The organism is Agrobacterium sp. SOY23 (assembly GCF_027212525.1).
GTDB lineage: Bacteria > Pseudomonadota > Alphaproteobacteria > Rhizobiales > Rhizobiaceae > Agrobacterium > Agrobacterium tumefaciens_I.
Genome location: NZ_JAPWDT010000005.1, coordinates 284,936 through 302,837, shown reverse-complemented (window position 1 = coordinate 302,837; position 17,902 = coordinate 284,936). Strand labels below are relative to the sequence as shown.

Below are 17,902 nucleotides of genomic sequence, written 5' to 3'. Positions count from 1 at the left end.
TGCGTAGGGGGCAAATCATGGAAGATCTTGGTCATTCCGGCATCAGAACGCTGATCGTCATTCCCTGCCTCAATGAGGCAAAAACGATCGAGGGACTGCTTGTCAAATTCACCGGCGCGATGAACGGGCGTCTTTTCCGCATCGTCGTTGCCGATGGCGGCAGCACGGATGGAACCCGCGATATCGTGTCCGCCTTCGCGGCGAAGGACGAGCGCGTGACGCTTCTCGCCAATCCGAAGCGCATCCAGAGCGCCGGCATCAACCTTGCCGTCGCCACCTTCGGCGAGGATTTCGACTACCTCATCCGCATTGATGCCCATGGTGATTATCCCGATGATTATTGCCAGCGGCTGATCGAAGACGCCGAGCGCACCGGCGCGGATTCCATTGTCGTCGCCATGGATACGGTCGGCCACGGGCTGTTTCAGAAGGCGACGGCGATTGCCCAGAATTCCAAGCTCGGCAATGGCGGCTCCAAGCACCGCGAAGGCGCCAAAGGCCACTGGATCGACCACGGCCATCACGCATTGATGCGGATTGCCGCCTTCGATGCGGTCGGCGGTTATGACGAGAGCTTCAGCCACAACGAGGATGCCGAACTGGATTTCCGACTGCGCAAATCCGGTTTCCGCATCTGGATGACCGACAAGACCCGCATGACCTATTATCCGCGCGCCAGCGTCATGCCGCTGTTCCGGCAATATCTCGCCTATGGCCGCGGCCGTGCGAAGAACCTCCTGAAGCACCGGTCGATCCCGAAAATCCGCCAGATGATTCCGCTTGCCGTGCTGCCGGTGTTCATCTTTGCCTTGCTGTCGCTCATCCATTGGGCAGCACTTATTCCGCTCGGCCTCTGGATCGCCGCATGTGTGGGTTATGGCTTGTGGATGGCAATAGGTCAGAAAAACCCATACGGCCCGCTCGCCGCCTTTTCGGCGATGGTGATGCATCTGGCCTGGTCCACCGGCTTCTGGCTGGAACTCCTGAAATTCCGGGGAAGAAAGGCTGTCTCATGACCGACAACACCATCACCCGCCCGCATGATTCGAGAACCGTCGATATCGGCATCTGCACCTACAGACGCCCGGCGCTCGTCGCCACACTTCTGTCACTCTTCGAGCTGGAGGTGCCGGAAGGCGTGAAAATTCGCCTGATCGTCGCCGATAATGACGAGGAGCCAAGCGCCAGGGTGAGTGTGGACCGGCTGCGCGAAGCCGCGCCCTTTGAGATCACCTATGTTCATTGCCCGAAATCGAATATTTCGATTGCCCGCAATGCCTGCCTGTCGGAATGCAGGGCAGATTATCTCGCCTTCATCGATGATGACGAGACCGCCCCGCCGCACTGGCTCGCCGCCCTGCTGAAAAAGGCCGACGAGACAGGCGCGGAAGCCGTTCTTGGCCCCGTCACGGCAGTTTACCGGGACAATGCACCGGGATGGATGAAACGCGGCGATTTTCACTCGACCGTTCCGGTCTGGGTCAACGGCGAGATCATCACCGGTTATACCTGCAACACGCTTCTCAGGATGGATGCACCCTCGGTGAAGGGCCGACGTTTCGCGCTGGCTCTCGGCCAGAGCGGTGGCGAGGACACACATTTCTTCTCGCACCTTCACGCCGCTGGCGGCCGTATCGTCTTTGCGGAAGATGCCGTTCTGTCGGAGCCGGTGCCGGAAAGCCGCGCCCGTTTCATGTGGCTTGCCAAACGCCGCTTCCGCTCCGGCCAGACCCATGGCCGCGTGCTGGCGGAAAAGAAACCCGGCATACGCCGCGTGATACAGGTGCTGAAGGCCGGTTCCAAGGTGCTTTATTGCGGCGTCTTCGCCGGGCTGAACGGTTTCAATGCCGTGCGCCGCAACCGCTATGCGCTGCGCGGCGCGCTGCATATGGGTTCCGTGAGCGGCGCCTTCGGCGTGCGTGAAATCCGCCAATATGGCGCGGTGGAGGCGACCTGATGGAAAACCTCACCTCCCCGCCTGATATCAGCTTCGTCATCGCCGCCTATAATGCCGCCGATACGATTGAAGCCGCCATTCAAAGCGCGCTCGACCAGCAGGGAGTGACGCTGGAGGTGGTCGTCGTCGACGACCGCTCCGCCGATGACACCATACCGCTCGTTGAGGCGATCGCCGCCATCGACCCGCGTGTACGCCTGCTTGCGCTCGAAGAAAATCTCGGTCCGGGCGGTGCGCGCAATGCCGGCATCGAGGCCGCGACCGGCCGCTGGATCGCCGTGCTCGATTCCGACGATATCATTCGCCCGGAACGCTCCGCCTGCATGATGTGCCGGGCGGAAGCCGCAAGTGCGGCAATCGCGGTCGACAATCTCGACGTCGTCTACACCGACGGCAGGCCGATGGAGACCATGTTTCCGGAAGAGTTTCTGGAGGAAAGGCCGGTCCTTACCCTTGAGGACTTCATTTCCTCCAACATCCTGTTCCGCGCCACCTTCAATTTCGGTTACATGAAGCCAATGTTCCGGCGCGATTTCCTGAATGGCGAGGGACTGCGTTTCCGCGAGGATATCCGCATCGGCGAGGATTATATCCTGCTCGCCTCGGCGCTCGCCGCCGGCGGCCTCTGCGTCATCGAACCGAAGCCGGGTTACGTCTACAATATCCGCGAAGGCTCGATCTCGCGCGTGCTCGAACTTCATCACGTCGAGGCGATGATGCGGGCGGATCAGGAATTCCTGAGCCATTACACATTGCTGCCGGCCGCCATGGATGCGCAGCAGGCGAGAGCCCGCAGCCTGCGGCTGGCGCATAATTTTTTGACATTGGTGGAAAACATCAAGCGCCGCTCGGTACTCGGCGCCTTGAAGACCACGATCAGGGATCCTGCCGTGCTGGGGCACTTAAGAATGCCCATTGCAGTGCGGCTGAGGAGGCTGCGGGACGCGATGTTCGCGCCCGGAGCGAATACAGGGGTGAAAAGACAGATTTCGTGAAATTGACGCGTAGACGAAATCTGCGCGGGGACTGGGGACAGATCAAACCTTGATGAAGGAGAACGCGATGGACCTGAAGAGAACTGTCAGAAAAGCCGTCATTCCGGTAGCCGGCAACGGCACGCGGTTTTTGCCCGCCACCAAGGCGATGCCGAAGGAAATGCTGACGATCGTCGACCGGCCGGTCGTGCAATATGCTGTCGATGAGGCCATGCAGGCCGGCATCGAGCACATTATTTTTGTAACGAGCCGCAACAAGACCGCCATCGAAGACTATTTCGACAGCGCACCGGAACTCATCAACACGCTGACCCGCTCCGGCAAGACCGTGCAGGTTTTGCAGCTGGAAAAGATGCTGCCCGTTGCCGGCACCGTCAGCTATACACGCCAGCAGGTGCCGCTCGGTCTCGGCCACGCCGTCTGGTGTGCGCGTGAACTGGTGGGCAAGGAGCCTTTCGCGCTGCTGTTGCCGGACATGGTCTCCTATGGCGCACGCGGCTGTATTGCCGGGCTGATGGAACTTTATGATGAAGTCGGCGGCAATATTCTCGGCGTCGAGGAATGCCTGCCGGAAGAGGTCTCGTCCTATGGCGTCGTCGGCGTCGGCCAGAAGGTCAATCACGGCTTTTCCGTCACCGAAATGGTCGAAAAGCCGGAACCGTCCAAGGCACCTTCGAATTATTACCTGAACGGTCGCTACATCCTGCAGCCGGAAATCTTCGATATTCTCGCCAAGCAGGAACGCGGCGCGGGTAATGAAATCCAGCTGACCGACGGCATGAAGCGGCTTGCCGAAAAGCAGGCTTTCCATGCACAGAAATACAGCGGTCGCACCTTCGACTGCGGCAGCAAGCAGGGCTTCATCGCCGCCAATGTCGCCTTCTCGCTGCTGCGGGCCGACATGGAGGCGCAGGTTCTCGCTTCCGTGAAGGAACTGCTGGCGAACCACGAAAGCCGCGTCCAGGCGGCCTGACTTTCATCGCGCCGCCGGGGGAGGCGGCCGGCGCACCAATAACGGGAGGCGGGAAGGCGAGTGTGGCTCGGCTTCCCGCGTACCATTTTTAATTCACAAGGTAGGTCCATGCACCACAAGACCTTTAAATCCAATATTGGTTTTCCGGAATCCGGCAAGGATTCCGACACGTTCATCGACCTCGACCGCCTGTGGGCCGCCGTGGTGCGCCGCGCCAATGTCATTGCCGCCTCCGTCATTGCCGCCGTGGTTCTGGCCGGTCTTTATCTGGTGCTTGCGACCCCCGTTTACACCGCGATGACGCAGGTGCTCTTGGATGAAAGCCTTTCCCGTTATGCGGAAGAGGAATCGCCGGTGCCCGCCGCGCAGATCGTCGACAACCGCATCGCCAGCGCCGTGGAAATCCTCAAATCCAAGGAAATGGCGCTGACCGTGGTCGACAAGGCCAGGCTCGACGAGAACGACACCATCGTCAATCCGCCGATGTCGCCGGTCGAACTCGTCAAGATCTCCGTGCGTGGTATCCTCGATCTCGTCCTGCCGGGCGATCCGCCGGCTTCCGAAGCCGCCATCCGCGCCGGGCGCCGTGAAAAGGCCGCCGCCGTGCTGCAGCAGTCGCTGACGGTGGAACGTGTGGGCCGCAGCTCGGTCATCGCCATCTCCACCCGCTCGACCGACCGGCAGCTCGCCGCGCAGATCGCCAAGACCTATGCGCAGGCTTACCTGACCGAGCAGCTGAACGCCAATTTCGACGCCAGCGAACGCGCCTCCGTATGGTTGCAGGAACGCATGACCGATTTGAACCAGCGCGCCCAGGCGGCGGAGCTGGCGGTGCAGAAATTCAAGTCGGACAACAACATCGTCTCCTCGCGCGGCGAGCTGATGTCGGAAGGCCAGCTTGCCGACCTGAACGGCCAGCTGATTGCCGCGCAGGCGGATGCCGCGACAGCGTCCGCCCGCTACAGCCAGTATAAATCGATCATCGACCGGGGACCGGATGCGGCTGTCGACAATGCCGTGGTTTCGGCCCGCGACACCGACAATTCGGTCATTCAGGATCTTCGCAAACGCTACATCACCATTTCCGACCGACAGCAGGGCATCGTCCAGCAATTCGGCGCCGACCACCCGCAGGCGGTGGCGCTGGACGCCGAAAAGAAGGAAGTGTCGCGGCAGATCTATCAGGAATTACAGCAGCTGACCGGCAGCCTGAAGAACGAATATGACGTCGCCAATTCCCGCGTGCAGTCGCTGCGCGACAATATCGACCGGGTGGCAGGCCGCAATTCCGAGGCCAACATCACCATGGTGCAGCTGCGCGAACTCGAGCAGCGGGCAACGGCACTGCGTACCCTCTACCAGTCCTATCTCGGCCGGTTCGAGGAAGCCTCGCAGAAACAGTCGCTGCCGATCGCCAAAGCGCGCATCATCTCCGAAGCCGGTCTGCCGACATCACCTTCCAGCCCGAAAAAGACCATGACCATGGCCCTGTCCATCGTTCTGGGCCTGATGCTGGGCGGCGGTATCGCAGCGCTTCTCGAATTTCGCGACCGTTTCTTCCACACCGGCAACGATGTGCGCGACAATCTGCGCATGCGCTTTCTGGGTTACCTGCCCTTTATCGGCGAACGTGGCGTGGAAATCGCCAAACCGGGCAACAGCGCCGCCACTCCCGGCAGCGAAAACACCACACTTGACGAAAGCGGCCAGGTTTCGTTCCAGAAAATGCTGCGCCTTGCCGTCGACAGTCCACGTTCCAGCTTTGCCGAGACGCTTCGCAACGTGAAGTTGACGGCAGATGTCGTCATTCAGGAGCGCCAGTGCCGGGTCATCGGCGTCATTTCCTGCCTGCCGAATGAAGGCAAATCGGTCGTGGCGCTCAATCTCGCCGGGCTGATCGCTTCGACAGGCAAGCGCACGCTGGTGGTGGATGCCGATATCCGCAATCCCGGCCTCAGCCGCATGCTGACGACACGCCAATCCGCCGGTCTGGTGGAAGTCGTGCTCGATGAAGTTCCGTGGACGCAGGCGGTGAAGGTGGATACGCGCACGAAAATGGGCATCCTGCCGGTTTCCACCAGCAACCAGTTTGCCCATTCGAGCGAGCTTCTCTCCTCCTCCGGCATGCGCAAATTCATCGATTCTGCCCGCGAAGCCTGCGACTACATCATCGTCGACCTTGCGCCCGTCGTTCCCGTCATTGATGCCAAGGCGTTTGCGCCGCAGGTGGACGGTTTCGTCTTCGTCACCGAGTGGGGCAAGACGCCAATCCAGATGGTGCAGAACCTGATGGCCAACGAACCGCAGATCGCCAACAAGACGCTCGGCATCGTGCTCAACAAGACCGACATGACGGAATTGCAGCGTTATGCCGGCCCCGGCGGTTCGGAACATTATCACGAGAGTTTCTCGGCCTATTACGGCGACGCCAAGCCGCCGGTGAAGGAAAACGCCTGATGGCGATAACGGCGGCCCTGGTAAGCGGGGCCGTCGAAACGACGGAGGCTCACGCTGCCTTGCGCCGTTCCCCCCGAGCCGAGGGTCCAGCCAGCCCAAGTCCTTGGGCTGAAAGGGGTCTTGGCACCGCACCAACGCGCGGCGGCTGGATACCGGATCTAGTCCGGCATGACGGAAGAATCGTAAAATCCCACCTGCTGCCTATGGCGTTACCTTCCAAAACTGCGCATTGATGGCCAACGCCACAATCAGCAGGACCTACCCCATGCCATCACCCATCGCCTTTGTTTCGCGGATGAATGCGGAAACGGAATCCGTCTGGAAGGAGGCGCTTCGCACCGCCATGCCGCAGGAGAAAATCCTGTCCTTCTCGGAGTTGACCGACGACCAGAAACTGGCAGTGGATTTCGCCATCGTCGCCAATCCCGATCCGGCCGATATTGCCGCACTTCCGGGCCTCACATGGATTCACAGTCTGTGGGCCGGCGTCGAACGGCTGGTGCTGGAACTGGGCGAGAAGACACCGCCCATCGTCCGGTTGAAGGACCCGGAGCTTTCCCGCGTCATGGCGGAGGCCGTGCTGGCATGGACCTATTATCTGCAACGCGACATGCCCGCCTATCGCGAGAACCAGCAAAAGGCGCTCTGGCAGGAGCTGGACTACCGCCACCCCGGCGAGATGACCATCGGCCTGCTCGGCCTCGGCGCGCTCGGCACGGCCGCGGCGCAGCGCCTCACCCATGCCGGGTTCAACGTCGCCGGCTGGAGCCGCTCGGACAAGGCAATCGCGGGCGTGGAAACGCTGACCGGCGATGACGGGCTGCAAATATTGCTGAAAAAAAGCGACATCCTCGTCTGCCTCGTGCCGCTCACCGATGCGACGCGCGGCCTTCTCGATGCGCGCCGTCTCACCGCGATGAAACAGGGGGCTGCGCTCATCAATTTCGCCCGCGGCGCCGTCATCGTCGCCAATGACCTGATCGCGACACTCGATTCCGGCCGGCTTTCGCATGCCGTTCTCGATGTCTTCGAACAGGAGCCGCTGCCTGCGGCTTCGCCATTCTGGCGGCACCCGAAAATTACCGTGCTGCCGCATATTTCCGCGCCGACAAGCCGGGAAAGTTCGGCCCGAATCGTGGCCGGTAACGTCCGCATATGGCGGGAAACCAGCAATTTGCCGGAAACCGTCGATATGGCGCGCGGTTATTGAAACAGGCCGGCGGCGGTCTGTTCCGCCGCCACCGTCTTTGCCGCATCGGCCTGTTAATTGGCCGAGATGAATTGCTGCCCGTCAGATAAAACCGTCGCTTATTGTTCCCGGCCATTTTTTAAATTTCGGAAAAATCCCTTTCTCGCGTAATATCCCGCTGCATCGCCTGGGCGATGGCGCGACTTCGCTATCCCGACACCGCAAATTTTAAGATCGCATCGGCCGGGCCGGCAATTGATTGATAATTGCCAGCCTCAATACGCCAGAAATTGCCGCAAACGGAACGGCCACAAAGGAATTATTAAGCCTCAATACAGGGGCTGACGGTCGCGGTGCCGCCAGCACCCGGGTCTTCGCCACACCGCGACCAGAGGGAACAAAAATGAAAATACTTTTGGGTGCCACAATTCTTTCCGCCGGCTTCGCCTTTTCGGGCGGCGCAGCCTTTGCTGCGGACTGCGGAAACGTCACCATCGCCAGCATGAACTGGCAATCCGCCGAAGTCGCCGCCAATCTCGACAAATTCATTCTTGAAAATGGCTATGGATGCTCCGCCGAAATCGTCACCGGCGACACCGTGCCGACCCTGACCTCCATGGCCGAAAAGGGCCAGCCGGATATTGCACCGGAAGCCTGGGTCAGCCTGCAGCCGGAAATCGTCAAGCAGGGGCTGGAAGGCGGCAAGGTCGTCGCCGCTGCCAAGATCCTGTCGGACGGCGCCGTGCAGGGCTGGTGGATTCCGAAATATGTCGCCGACGCAAACCCCGATCTCAAGACCATTCCGGATCTCTTCAAGCATCCCGAACTTTTCCCCTCCCCTGAAGACAAGTCCAAGGGCGCCGTATTCAACGGCCCGCAGGGCTGGGGCGGCACGGTCGTCACTGCGCAGCTTTTCAAGGCTTTCGGTGGTGAAAAGGCCGGCTTTACCCTCGTCGACACGGGCTCCGCCGCAGGCCTCGACGGCTCCATCGCCAAGGCTTACGAAGCAAAGCAGCCATGGGTCGGTTATTATTGGGCTCCCACGTCGCTGCTCGGCAAATATCAAATGGTGAAGCTCGGCTTCGGCACCGAATATGATGCGGCCGAATGGAAGCGCTGCACCTCGATTGCCGATTGTCCGGACCCGAAGCCCAATGCATGGCAGGTGGATGACGTGCAGACGCTGGTCAGCAAGTCCTTTGCCGATCGTGCCGGCCCGGCCATGGATTATCTCAACAAGCGTGCCTGGACCAACGACACCGTCAACAAGCTGATCGCCTGGATGACGGACAATCAGGCGACCGGTGAAGACGGCGCCAAGCGTTTCCTGAAGGAAAACGAAGCCCTGTGGACGGGCTGGGTATCTCCTGAGGTCGCGCAAAAGGTCAAGGACGCCCTTTAAGGCCGGTCCGATATGTCTGACCGGCACCCGGCGTCTGCCACAGGCGACGCCGGGCCGCATTGCCGCAACGCATCGCATGTTTCGCGGGGCGCGCGGTGCGCCGGTTCAACAGGATAGAGCGTTCCGCCCGGCGTCCACGAAGACGCGCGGCGCTCTGGCGATTTTACTCCCGGAGCGCGGAGGATATCGATCCCCGCCTCCGGTTCGTCATGGAGAACAGGATATGGAATGGCTTTTCAAATTTCCGACCATGAATGACGATGCTCTGCGCGCGCTGAAAAAAGTCATCGACGAGGGGTTCCGGGCTTTCACCCGAACCTATGGCGGCGCAATCGAGGGACTGTTTACCCCCCTCCAGAGCTTCCTCATCGGGTCGGAAAGGCTTTTGATCGGCGCGCCCTGGCCGGTCGTTATTCTTATTGTCGGCGCGCTTGCCTGGTTCGGCAGCCGCAGCGCAACCATCGTCTCGCTTTGCTGCGGCATTCTTTTCGCCATAGGCTGGTTCGGCATGTGGGAAGACACGATGAAGACGATTTCGATGATCTTCGTCTGTGCCGTGCTGTCCATCATCATCGGCCTGCCGATCGGCATCGCCATGGCGCGCTCCAACCGCCTGCAGAACGTGGTCAACCCCGTTCTCGACGTGATGCAGACGATGCCGAGTTTCGTTTATCTCATTCCCGTCGTCATGCTGCTCGGCATCGGCCGCGTGCCGGGTGTCATCGCCGTCGTCATCTACGCCATTCCGCCGATGATCCGCCTCACCAATCTCGGCATCCGCATGGTCGACCGCGATGTGCTGGAGGCCGCCGATGCCTTCGGGTCTTCGAAGCGCCAGAAGCTTTTCAAGGTGCAGCTGCCGCTGGCGCTCCCTACCATCATGGCCGGCATCAACCAGACGATCATGATGGCGCTCGCGATGGTGGTCATCGCTTCCATGATCGGCGTGCAGGGTCTCGGCCAGCCAGTGCTGAAGGCCATCGCCAACCAGTATTTCACGCTCGGCGTGTTCAACGGGCTTGCCATTGTCGGCATCGCCATCATCTTCGACCGCATCAGCCAGGCCTATGGCCTTCGTCTGCAAAAACACCGGGAAGTGGCGCATGGCTAGTCAATCGATCGAAATTCGCAGCCTCTATAAGATTTTCGGCTCCAAGGCGGCAGATCACGTCGAAGCCGTGAAGGCCGGCATGTCGAAGGCCGAACTCAACGCCACGCATGGCCATGTGCTTGGTCTGCGCGACATCAACATCACCATGCCGGGCGGGCAGATCACCGTCATCATGGGCCTTTCCGGCTCGGGTAAATCGACGCTGATCCGCCACGTCAACCGGCTGATCGACCCGACCGCCGGCGAAATCCTTTATGGCGGCACCGATGTCTGTCGCTTGAACGAAACGGATCTTCTGGAATTCCGACGCCACAAGACGGCGATGGTGTTCCAGAAATTCGGCCTGCTGCCGCATCGCAACGTGCTGCAGAATGTCGTCTATGGCCTTGAGGTGCAGGGCGTCGACAAGCGCGAGCGCGAGGAGCGGGCCGAAGTCTGGATCAGGCGCGTGGGGCTCGAGGGCTTTTCCAGCCATTACCCCAACCAGCTTTCCGGCGGCATGCAGCAGCGTGTCGGCCTCGCCCGGGCACTGACCAACAATGCCGAAATCCTGTTGATGGACGAGGCCTATTCGGCGCTCGATCCGCTCATCCGCGTCGATATGCAGACGGTACTCCTGGAGCTGCAGAAGGAGCTGAAGAAGACCGTGGTCTTCATCACCCACGATCTCGATGAGGCGCTGCGGCTTGGCGACAAGATCGCCATCCTGCGTGACGGTGAGATCATCCAGCAGGGTACGGCGGCGGAAATCGTCATGTCGCCCGCCGACAGCTATATCGAGGCCTTCGTGGAAGAGGTCAATCGCGGCAGGGTCATTCGCCTCGGCGCCGTCGTGCAGCCGGAATTCTCCGGCCAGTCCCGCCTTCAGCTCGATGCCGATATGACGGTCGAGGAAGGCCTGCGCGCACTCGTCCGGGAAAATGTCAGCAGCGCCACGGTCATCGGGGAAAATGGCAAGGCGCTCGGCGCCATCACCACCGACGCCATCATGCGCTGCCTTGTGAAGACCGCGCATGGCGAGGAAGGCGGCATGGCGGAGCGGCTGTCAGGCTGAACCGTCAAGCCAACGGGCCATGCCCTTCGCCACCGCCCTGCCGGTGGCGAAACAGGCGGTCAGGAGATAACCGCCTGTCGGCGCTTCCCAGTCCAGCATTTCCCCGGCAGCGAATATGCCGGGGAGCTTTCCCAGCATGTAGTTCTCATCGACACCGCTCCACGCGATACCACCGGCCGCCGAAATCGCCTCGGCAATCGGCCGTGGCCGCAGGAGCGGTATCTCCATGTGTTTTATTCTCGCAGCGACAAAATCATCCGGCATGGCCGCGATATCGGGGAAGATGTCCCGTAGCAGCCCGACCTTGACGGCGGAGAGGCCGGCGGCCTTGCGCATGCGGTTTGCGAAACTCTCCTTCCGGCCAAGCTTCGCCAGGTCACGGCTGAGCCGTTCGACCGTGCGTCCGGGCGCAAGATCAACCGCGAGCGAAGCGCCGCCCGCCTGTTCCAGCCGGTCGCGCAGCGCGGCGGAATGGGCGTAGACCACGCTGCCTTCGATGCCGTGCTTCGTTATCACGAACTCGCCCTGAAAGTTCCCGGCCGGGGAAATGGTGATGGTGGATTTCACCGCTTCGCCCGCAAAACGCTGGCGGAAAATATCGCTCCAATTGACATCAAAACCACAATTGGCGGGGCGGAACGGGGCGATCGCCACACCCTTTTCCACCAGCACCGGCACCCATGCCGCATCGGAGCCGAGCCGTGGCCAGCTCGCTCCGCCGAGCGCCATAAGCACGGCATCGGCCTTGAGGGCGACCGCACCCTCCGGCGTTGCAAACATCAGCCGGTCGCCGGAAAAACCCGTCCAGCGATGCCGCGTCCTGATGGTGACGCCCTGCGCCTCCAGCCGGGCGAGCCAGGCGCGCAACAGCGGCGAAGCCTTCATCACCTTGGGAAACACCCGGCCCGAGGTGCCGACAAAGGTTTCCTGCCCCAGCCGCTCAGCCCAGTCGCGCAGCATGTCCGGCGTGAAATCATCGAGGGCGGCGCGAAGCCTCGGTTCCGCGTCGCCAAAACGGCGACGGAAACTATCGTAATCTTCGGCATGGGTGATGTTGAGGCCGGATTTTCCGGCCATCAGCAATTTGCGCGCCACGGTCGGCATCGCCTCGAACACCGTCACGGCATGGCCCGCGGACGAGAGCATCTCGGCCGCCATCAGCCCCGCCGGTCCGCCGCCGATAATCGCGACCTGCCTCGCCTCGCTCAAAACCCTCTCCTTAGCCATCTTTACCGTTGAGAGCCTTATACCGATTTCCGGGCGCGAATATATGCGATATTGAAACGCCCATGTTCACGCTCGACCGCCCCGTCACCTTTTCGCAGGATATCAAAAAAAGCCGCTTCATCGCCTTTGCCGCACCGGTAACCGGCGAAGAGGATGCGAAAAACTTCCTCGCGGCGCATTCCGACCCCGACGCCAACCATAATTGCTGGGCATGGCGAACAGGCCAGACCTATCGTTTCAGTGACGACGGCGAGCCTTCCGGCACGGCCGGCAAACCGATCCTTCAGGCGATTGACGGTCAGGCGCTGGACAACGTGGCGGTTCTCGTCATCCGCTGGTTCGGCGGCATCCTGCTCGGCAGCGGTGGGCTGATGCGCGCCTATGGCGGCACGGCGGCAGCCTGTCTGCGGCTCGGCGAGACATCACCCGTCATCGCCTATGTCAGCGCCACACTGAGCTGCCCCTTCTCCGATCTGGCGCTGGTGAAATCGCGCCTTTCCGCCACGCCGAACCTGCGGCTGGAGCGGGAGGATTTCACCGGTACCGGCGCGGATATGCTGCTCTCCGTTCCGACAGAGGAAGCCGAACGGCTTACCCGACTTTTGAGCGATCTGACCAGCGGGCGCGTCAATCTCGATATTCCCGACTAGCGCCTGTCCGAACACGAGATTCGTGCTAAGGAAGCGGCATGTCATCTGAGCTTTCCAACCCCATCTACAATCCGCCGCTCGAGCCCTGGCTCACCATCGTGCACCGCGACGACGACCTGCTGGTGCTGGACAAGCCGAGCGGGCTTTTATCCGTGCCCGGGCGCGATCCCGCGCTTTCCGACAGCCTTTTGACGCGGGTGCAGAAACAGTTTCCGAAAGCCCTGATGATCAACCGGCTGGACAAGGACACATCAGGCATCGTGCTGATGTCCCTGAACCGCAAGGCACATGCTGCGATCGCCGCCCAGTTCGAGAAACGTGAAACGCGCAAATCCTATGTGGCCGTCGTCTGGGGCGCTGTCGCGGGTGAAGAAGGCGAAGTGGACCTGCCGCTGGCGATCGACCCCGACAACAAACCCCGCCACCGCGTGGACCATGAAAACGGCAAGCCGGCGCAAAGCCTCTGGCGCGTGTTGGAGCGATTGCCGCTTCCGGCAACACGGCTGGCGCTTAGCCCCCTCACCGGCCGCACCCACCAATTGCGGGTGCATATGAAGGCGCTTGGCCATCCCATTCTCGGAGATGAGTTTTATGCCGAAGGCGAGGCACTCGCCGCCGCGCCGCGCCTGATGCTGCATGCGCAAGAGGTCGGCTTCCGCCATCCCGATGGCCGCGACGTCACCTATACCGTGCCCTGCCCGTTCTGAGGTCGCAGATGAAGGAAGAAAACGAAAGTTTCGTAGTGGATTTTGTCGGCGGCGCGGTCGGCCACCGTTTCCGCTCCGGCGAAGGACGTGGACAGGCCCTGCCGAAAGCTGCCGGCTTCACCAAGGGCCGCACGCCAAAAATCGTGGACGCCACGGCCGGGCTGGGGCGGGATGCCTTCCTGCTCGCCTCGCTCGGGGCTGATGTCACCCTCATCGAACGTTCGCCGGAGATGCATGCCCATCTCGCCGATGGCATTCGCCGCGCCCTGGAAGCGGGCGGCGCCTATGCCGAGGCGGCGGCGCGCATGACACTGCTGCATGGCGACTCCCGTCAGTTGCTGAAGGAGCTTTCCCCGGAGGTGGTTATCGTCGACCCCATGCATCCGCCGCGCCACAATACGGCGCTGGTGAAAAAGGAGATGCGGGTACTCAGGGAACTGGTCGGCTCCGATCCCGATCAGGTGGAGCTCATGGAGGCGGCGCTTGAAAATGCAACGAAACGGGTGGTGCTGAAATGGCCGCTGCGCGCCGAGCCGATGCCGGGCATTCGCAAGCCCTCGCACCAGATCATCGGCAAGAACACCCGTTATGATGTCTTCATGATCTTCGGAAAATCTCTCGATCCGGAGGAATGATCAGCGGAAGCTCGGCTTGCGCTGTGCATTCATCAAAAGCTCGTGCCGGGATGCAAATTCGCCGAACAGTTTTCTGAGCCGGGTCTCTTCCGCCTTGTCCAGCCGGTAACGGCGGCAGAATTCCGCGACATTCAGGATCGGCCTGGTTCTGTTCCCGTCGATGGTTTTATTGTCAATGATCTGCATAACACCCTCCTTGTCACCAGAATGAAAACGTGGCGGAGGACCGGCGGTTCCTTATGAATTCCCATGGATGAAAAAAGGGAGCGCGCCTGCACACGGCACGATCAAGTTTTCTTGAAACTATCGCAGGAAACGAAATCCTCCCCAAATGGTTTCCCACCAGATGCCAACGGAGGAAGGGAGACCCATGTTCCGCAACAACCGATTTCTGAGTTCGACGATGCTGCTTGCGTTGCTCGCCGTGCCGCTTGCAGGCGCAGCCCATGCACAGACCGCCCCGGCTGCCGAAACGAAACGGCCGAATGCGCCGGATCAGAAACCGGCTTTTGAGGGTCAGACCCGCGCGCCGCAGGCTGCTGCCCAGCCGAACGTCGAAAAAACCGTTGTCGCAGAGGGCCTGCCCCATCTCTGGTCCATGGAATTCCTGCCCGATGGCCGCATGATCGTGGCTGCGAAGGAGGGTGCCATGCATATCGTCGCCGATGGCAAGGCCGGCCCGGCGATAGAAGGTGTGCCGGAGGTCGCCTCCGACGGACAGGGCGGTCTTCTCGACATAGCGCTTGCACCGGATTTCGAAACATCGCGCAAGATATTCTTCTCCTTCTCCGAACCGCGTGACGGCGGCAACGGTACCTCCGTGGCCTCCGCCAAGCTGACCGAACAGGAAGGCACGGCGAAGCTGGAAGACGTCTCGGTGATCTTCCGCCAGATGCCGACCTATGACGGCGACAAACATTTCGGATCCCGCCTCGTCTTCGGCCCGAACAACGAGCTTTACGTCACCGTTGGCGAGCGTTCGGACGCGAAGCCGCGCGTGCAGGCGCAGGATCTGTCGAGTGGTCTCGGCAAGGTCTTCCGCATCGATACGCAGGGCAAGGCCTTCAAGGGCAACCCCTTCTCCGGCCAGCAGAATGTCCTTCCCGAAATATGGAGCTACGGTCACCGCAACATGCAGGCGGCAGCGCTCGACGGCCAGGGCAGGCTCTGGACCGTGGAACATGGCCCAAGGGGGGGCGACGAGTTGAACAGGCCGAAAGCGGGTTTGAATTACGGCTGGCCCGTCATAACCTATGGCGTCGAATATAGCGGCCGATCCGTCGGCCAAGGTATTACCGCAAAGCGGGGCATGGAACAGCCGGTCTATTATTGGGATCCGGTCATCGGCCCTTCCGGCATGGCCTATTATGACGGTGACCTGATTCCGGAATGGAAGGGCGCCTTCATCGTCGGCGGGCTGGTGAGCCAGGGCCTCGTCATCCTGCATATCGATGGTGACAAAGTCGCAACCGAAAGCCGGCTGCCGCTCGAAGCGCGCATCCGCGACGTCAAGATCGGGCCAGACGGCGCGGTCTACGCTGTGACCGAGGAACGCGGCGGCGGCGAATCCCAGATTATCAGGATCGCCAAAGCCGGCTAAAAAGGCCGGCCAAGAAAACGGATGATCGTAGCGACAGGCCGCCGGAACGAAGGCGGCCTGTTTTTCGTTTGCCGCAGCGTGAAACCTGCCGGGAAAAACAATGCCACAACCGCCGACCCGCCTTCTTGCCAAAATCGGACTTGCCTATGTCAACGATCAGGAGCCGGGTATTTCCCGCGAAAAACGCGGGCGGGGTTTCTGTTACCGGCTGCCGGGCGGCGAGCTTCTCTCTGACAGCGTCGAACTGAAGCGCATCAAATCGCTCGGCGTGCCGCCTGCCTACAGGGACGTATGGATATGCATCGATCCGTCAGGGCATTTGCAGGCCACGGGCTTTGATGCGCGCGGGCGAAAACAATATCGCTATCATCCCGACTGGCACGCGCTGCGCGGTGAGACGAAATTCTTCCAGCTCAAGAGCTTCGGCAAGGCGCTGCCCGCCATCCGCCGCCGGGCCATTGCCGATATCGAAAAGCAGGATCATGGGCAGGAGATGACGCTAGCGGCGCTTACCCTGCTGCTCGACGCCGCCTATCTGCGCGTCGGCAACCGCTCCTATCTCGAAACAAACGGCACCTATGGCGCGACGACCCTGCTCAAACGCCACGTTTCCTTCGGCGAGACCATCGAGCTGCGTTTTGCCGCCAAGGGCGGTCAGAAGGTGAAACGGCAGTTGCGCCATCCGCGCCTTCAGAAAATCCTCGAGGAAATCGCCGATCTGCCCGGCAAGGAACTCTTCGTCTGGCAGGATAGCGAAAACCGGGTGCATTCCGTCGATTCCAGCGATCTTAATGCCTACCTCTCCCGCATCGGCGGTGAGGGCATTTCAGCCAAGACCTTCCGCACCTGGGGCGGAACGCTCGCGGCCTTCTGCAACGCGATGGAGCATGTCGCGGCAGGTGAAAAACCGAGCATAAAGGGCATGTGCCAGGCGGCCGCAGCCGAGCTCTCCAACACGCCCGCCATCTGCCGCAAGAGCTATGTGCACCCCGCCGTTCTCGACATAGCGACAGAAGAAAAAGCCCGGAAAAAACTCGGTCGTATCCTGAAGGTCGGGGCAAAGCCCGTCTCCGGCCTCAGGGCCGATGAAAGACGGCTGCTCGCCTTCCTGCCTTAGAGCATTTCCAGTAAAAGTGCGTAGCGGTTTTACGTCCGGATAATGCGATAAAACAAAAGATAGAGCACGTCCGCGCTTCCGTTTAAACCGGATGTGCTCTAGCAGTCAGCGGCTTGCCGCCCACTCCGCCAGATCGCGCTCGGCCCTTTCGAGAGCGCTGTAATTCAGGAGCTTGCGCAGGAAAGCCACGGTCACGGCGCGGGTCCGGAGATTATACCGCCCTTCCGCTTCGTCATCGCCGGCCGCCTGATGCACGTTCAGTTTCTCATAAAGGCTCTGCAGCCGGTTCTGCACGCTGCGCAGCGACAGGTTGCGGCGCCGTGCAATCGCCTTGTCTGTGAGGCCCAGCGCGACATCGACGAGAATTTCATATTCGGAATCGGTAAAACCATGCGCCTTGCCGAGGCTCTTCTCCTGAAGGCCGCGCACTTCCCGGTCGATCACGCATTGCGCCTCGATGAAGATGCTGCGCAGCGCCAGCCGCAGGCGGTCATCAGAGGCGGATTTCAGCACGTAACCATAGGCGGCCCCTTCGGGCACGATGCGCGAGACGCCGCGTACATAGGCCTCGTCGGAATAGTTCGACCAGAACAGGATGCGGGTATCCGGCCTTTCCTTCCAGATTGTGCGCGCCGCCTCGATGCCGTTGCGCTCGTTCATCTGCAAATCCATGACAATATGGGCCGCTCGGTTTTCCCGCGCGAGTTTTTCGCCCGTCCTGCCGTTGGCCGCCTCCAGCACCTTGTCGCATTCCGGCAGGGCTGCTCTGACAGCCTCATTCAGATAGGCGCGGTGCAACGCATCGTCCTCGACGATCAGCACATCCAT

The 17,902-nt window shown here is 61.1% G+C and carries 17 protein-coding genes; 14 read left to right on the top strand and 3 right to left on the bottom strand.

What is annotated here, in order from left to right:
- Nucleotides 1-17: 17 nt before the first annotated feature.
- The 9 genes from O3S81_RS16675 to O3S81_RS16635 all read left to right on the top strand — a co-directional run bounded on the left by O3S81_RS16675 (nucleotide 18) and on the right by O3S81_RS16635 (nucleotide 11,138).
- Complete coding sequence (locus O3S81_RS16675; protein ID WP_269344900.1) at nucleotides 18-1,016, top strand: glycosyltransferase family 2 protein; 999 nt, start codon at nucleotides 18-20, stop codon at nucleotides 1,014-1,016.
- On the top strand, nucleotides 1,013-1,957 hold the full coding sequence (locus tag O3S81_RS16670) for a glycosyltransferase (RefSeq protein WP_269344898.1): 945 nt from the start codon (nucleotides 1,013-1,015) through the stop codon (nucleotides 1,955-1,957). Before O3S81_RS16675 ends, O3S81_RS16670 begins: the two co-directional genes overlap by 4 nt.
- Nucleotides 1,957-2,952, top strand: coding sequence for a glycosyltransferase family 2 protein (locus O3S81_RS16665; RefSeq protein ID WP_269344897.1), 996 nt, complete (start codon nucleotides 1,957-1,959; stop codon nucleotides 2,950-2,952). The genes O3S81_RS16670 and O3S81_RS16665 overlap by 1 nt, the downstream gene beginning before the upstream one ends.
- A 67-nt stretch (nucleotides 2,953-3,019) precedes the next feature.
- Nucleotides 3,020-3,925: a UTP--glucose-1-phosphate uridylyltransferase gene (locus O3S81_RS16660; protein ID WP_269344895.1), complete on the top strand. Its 906-nt coding sequence runs from the start codon at nucleotides 3,020-3,022 to the stop codon at nucleotides 3,923-3,925.
- Between the two features lie 108 nt (nucleotides 3,926-4,033).
- Nucleotides 4,034-6,382 carry a polysaccharide biosynthesis tyrosine autokinase gene (locus O3S81_RS16655; protein WP_269344893.1) on the top strand — a complete coding sequence of 783 codons (2,349 nt, stop codon included), beginning with the start codon at nucleotides 4,034-4,036 and terminating at the stop codon, nucleotides 6,380-6,382.
- 265 nt (nucleotides 6,383-6,647) lie between these two features.
- Complete coding sequence (locus tag O3S81_RS16650; protein ID WP_269344891.1) at nucleotides 6,648-7,592, top strand: 2-hydroxyacid dehydrogenase; 945 nt, start codon at nucleotides 6,648-6,650, stop codon at nucleotides 7,590-7,592.
- Between the two features lie 382 nt (nucleotides 7,593-7,974).
- Complete coding sequence (locus O3S81_RS16645; RefSeq protein WP_269344889.1) at nucleotides 7,975-8,973, top strand: ABC transporter substrate-binding protein; 999 nt, start codon at nucleotides 7,975-7,977, stop codon at nucleotides 8,971-8,973.
- Nucleotides 8,974-9,196: 223 nt separating this feature from the next.
- Nucleotides 9,197-10,084, top strand: a complete 888-nt coding sequence (locus O3S81_RS16640; RefSeq protein WP_269344887.1) for an ABC transporter permease — start codon at nucleotides 9,197-9,199, stop codon at nucleotides 10,082-10,084.
- On the top strand, nucleotides 10,077-11,138 hold the full coding sequence (locus O3S81_RS16635) for a quaternary amine ABC transporter ATP-binding protein (protein WP_269344885.1): 1,062 nt from the start codon (nucleotides 10,077-10,079) through the stop codon (nucleotides 11,136-11,138). The genes O3S81_RS16640 and O3S81_RS16635 overlap by 8 nt, the downstream gene beginning before the upstream one ends.
- Here the strand turns inward: O3S81_RS16635 and O3S81_RS16630 are convergent.
- Nucleotides 11,130-12,365 (bottom strand): TIGR03862 family flavoprotein, encoded by a 1,236-nt coding sequence (locus tag O3S81_RS16630; RefSeq protein ID WP_269344884.1) that lies wholly within the window; start codon nucleotides 12,363-12,365, stop codon nucleotides 11,130-11,132. The genes O3S81_RS16635 and O3S81_RS16630 overlap by 9 nt on opposite strands.
- A gap of 62 nt (nucleotides 12,366-12,427) precedes the next feature.
- Between O3S81_RS16630 and O3S81_RS16625 the strand changes: the two genes are divergently transcribed.
- The 3 genes from O3S81_RS16625 to O3S81_RS16615 are packed head-to-tail and all read left to right on the top strand — an operon-like array spanning nucleotide 12,428 to nucleotide 14,357.
- Nucleotides 12,428-13,015: an IMPACT family protein gene (locus O3S81_RS16625; RefSeq protein WP_269344882.1), complete on the top strand. Its 588-nt coding sequence runs from the start codon at nucleotides 12,428-12,430 to the stop codon at nucleotides 13,013-13,015.
- A 38-nt stretch (nucleotides 13,016-13,053) separates the two neighbouring features.
- Complete coding sequence (locus O3S81_RS16620) at nucleotides 13,054-13,722, top strand: pseudouridine synthase (protein ID WP_269344880.1); 669 nt, start codon at nucleotides 13,054-13,056, stop codon at nucleotides 13,720-13,722.
- Between the two features lie 8 nt (nucleotides 13,723-13,730).
- The gene (locus O3S81_RS16615) at nucleotides 13,731-14,357 is read left to right on the top strand and encodes a class I SAM-dependent methyltransferase (protein WP_269344878.1); all 627 of its coding nucleotides are present in this window, start codon (nucleotides 13,731-13,733) and stop codon (nucleotides 14,355-14,357) included.
- Here the strand turns inward: O3S81_RS16615 and O3S81_RS16610 are convergent, their stop codons facing one another.
- Nucleotides 14,358-14,543 carry a hypothetical protein gene (locus O3S81_RS16610; RefSeq protein ID WP_020812967.1) on the bottom strand — a complete coding sequence of 62 codons (186 nt, stop codon included), beginning with the start codon at nucleotides 14,541-14,543 and terminating at the stop codon, nucleotides 14,358-14,360.
- 184 nt (nucleotides 14,544-14,727) lie between these two features.
- Between O3S81_RS16610 and O3S81_RS16605 the strand changes: the two genes are divergently transcribed.
- Together O3S81_RS16605 and O3S81_RS16600 are read left to right on the top strand one after the other, a co-directional pair.
- Nucleotides 14,728-15,957, top strand: a complete 1,230-nt coding sequence (locus tag O3S81_RS16605; protein ID WP_269344875.1) for a PQQ-dependent sugar dehydrogenase — start codon at nucleotides 14,728-14,730, stop codon at nucleotides 15,955-15,957.
- Nucleotides 15,958-16,057: 100 nt separating this feature from the next.
- Nucleotides 16,058-17,074 carry a DNA topoisomerase IB gene (locus O3S81_RS16600; protein ID WP_269344873.1) on the top strand — a complete coding sequence of 339 codons (1,017 nt, stop codon included), beginning with the start codon at nucleotides 16,058-16,060 and terminating at the stop codon, nucleotides 17,072-17,074.
- A 105-nt stretch (nucleotides 17,075-17,179) separates the two neighbouring features.
- Here O3S81_RS16600 and O3S81_RS16595 read toward each other — a convergent pair whose 3' ends face one another.
- Complete coding sequence (locus tag O3S81_RS16595) at nucleotides 17,180-17,902, bottom strand: response regulator transcription factor (RefSeq protein ID WP_080828556.1); 723 nt, start codon at nucleotides 17,900-17,902, stop codon at nucleotides 17,180-17,182.

What these genes read in the sequence shown, in the direction of transcription:
- O3S81_RS16655 (WP_269344893.1), top strand. Translation starts at nt 4,034, where the DNA reads ATGCACCACAAGACCTTTAAATCCAATATTGGTTTTCCGGAATCCGGC.
- O3S81_RS16640 (WP_269344887.1), top strand. Translation starts at nt 9,197, where the DNA reads ATGGAATGGCTTTTCAAATTTCCGACCATGAATGACGATGCTCTGCGC.
- O3S81_RS16595 (WP_080828556.1), bottom strand. Translation starts at nt 17,902, where the DNA reads ATGGATGTGCTGATCGTCGAGGACGATGCGTTGCACCGCGCCTATCTG.
- O3S81_RS16625 (WP_269344882.1), top strand. Translation starts at nt 12,428, where the DNA reads ATGTTCACGCTCGACCGCCCCGTCACCTTTTCGCAGGATATCAAAAAA.
- O3S81_RS16635 (WP_269344885.1), top strand. Translation starts at nt 10,077, where the DNA reads ATGGCTAGTCAATCGATCGAAATTCGCAGCCTCTATAAGATTTTCGGC.
- O3S81_RS16615 (WP_269344878.1), top strand. Translation starts at nt 13,731, where the DNA reads ATGAAGGAAGAAAACGAAAGTTTCGTAGTGGATTTTGTCGGCGGCGCG.
- O3S81_RS16645 (WP_269344889.1), top strand. Translation starts at nt 7,975, where the DNA reads ATGAAAATACTTTTGGGTGCCACAATTCTTTCCGCCGGCTTCGCCTTT.
- O3S81_RS16605 (WP_269344875.1), top strand. Translation starts at nt 14,728, where the DNA reads ATGTTCCGCAACAACCGATTTCTGAGTTCGACGATGCTGCTTGCGTTG.
- O3S81_RS16660 (WP_269344895.1), top strand. Translation starts at nt 3,020, where the DNA reads ATGGACCTGAAGAGAACTGTCAGAAAAGCCGTCATTCCGGTAGCCGGC.
- O3S81_RS16630 (WP_269344884.1), bottom strand. Translation starts at nt 12,365, where the DNA reads ATGGCTAAGGAGAGGGTTTTGAGCGAGGCGAGGCAGGTCGCGATTATC.
- O3S81_RS16670 (WP_269344898.1), top strand. Translation starts at nt 1,013, where the DNA reads ATGACCGACAACACCATCACCCGCCCGCATGATTCGAGAACCGTCGAT.
- O3S81_RS16675 (WP_269344900.1), top strand. Translation starts at nt 18, where the DNA reads ATGGAAGATCTTGGTCATTCCGGCATCAGAACGCTGATCGTCATTCCC.
- O3S81_RS16610 (WP_020812967.1), bottom strand. Translation starts at nt 14,543, where the DNA reads ATGCAGATCATTGACAATAAAACCATCGACGGGAACAGAACCAGGCCG.
- O3S81_RS16600 (WP_269344873.1), top strand. Translation starts at nt 16,058, where the DNA reads ATGCCACAACCGCCGACCCGCCTTCTTGCCAAAATCGGACTTGCCTAT.
- O3S81_RS16650 (WP_269344891.1), top strand. Translation starts at nt 6,648, where the DNA reads ATGCCATCACCCATCGCCTTTGTTTCGCGGATGAATGCGGAAACGGAA.
- O3S81_RS16620 (WP_269344880.1), top strand. Translation starts at nt 13,054, where the DNA reads ATGTCATCTGAGCTTTCCAACCCCATCTACAATCCGCCGCTCGAGCCC.
- O3S81_RS16665 (WP_269344897.1), top strand. Translation starts at nt 1,957, where the DNA reads ATGGAAAACCTCACCTCCCCGCCTGATATCAGCTTCGTCATCGCCGCC.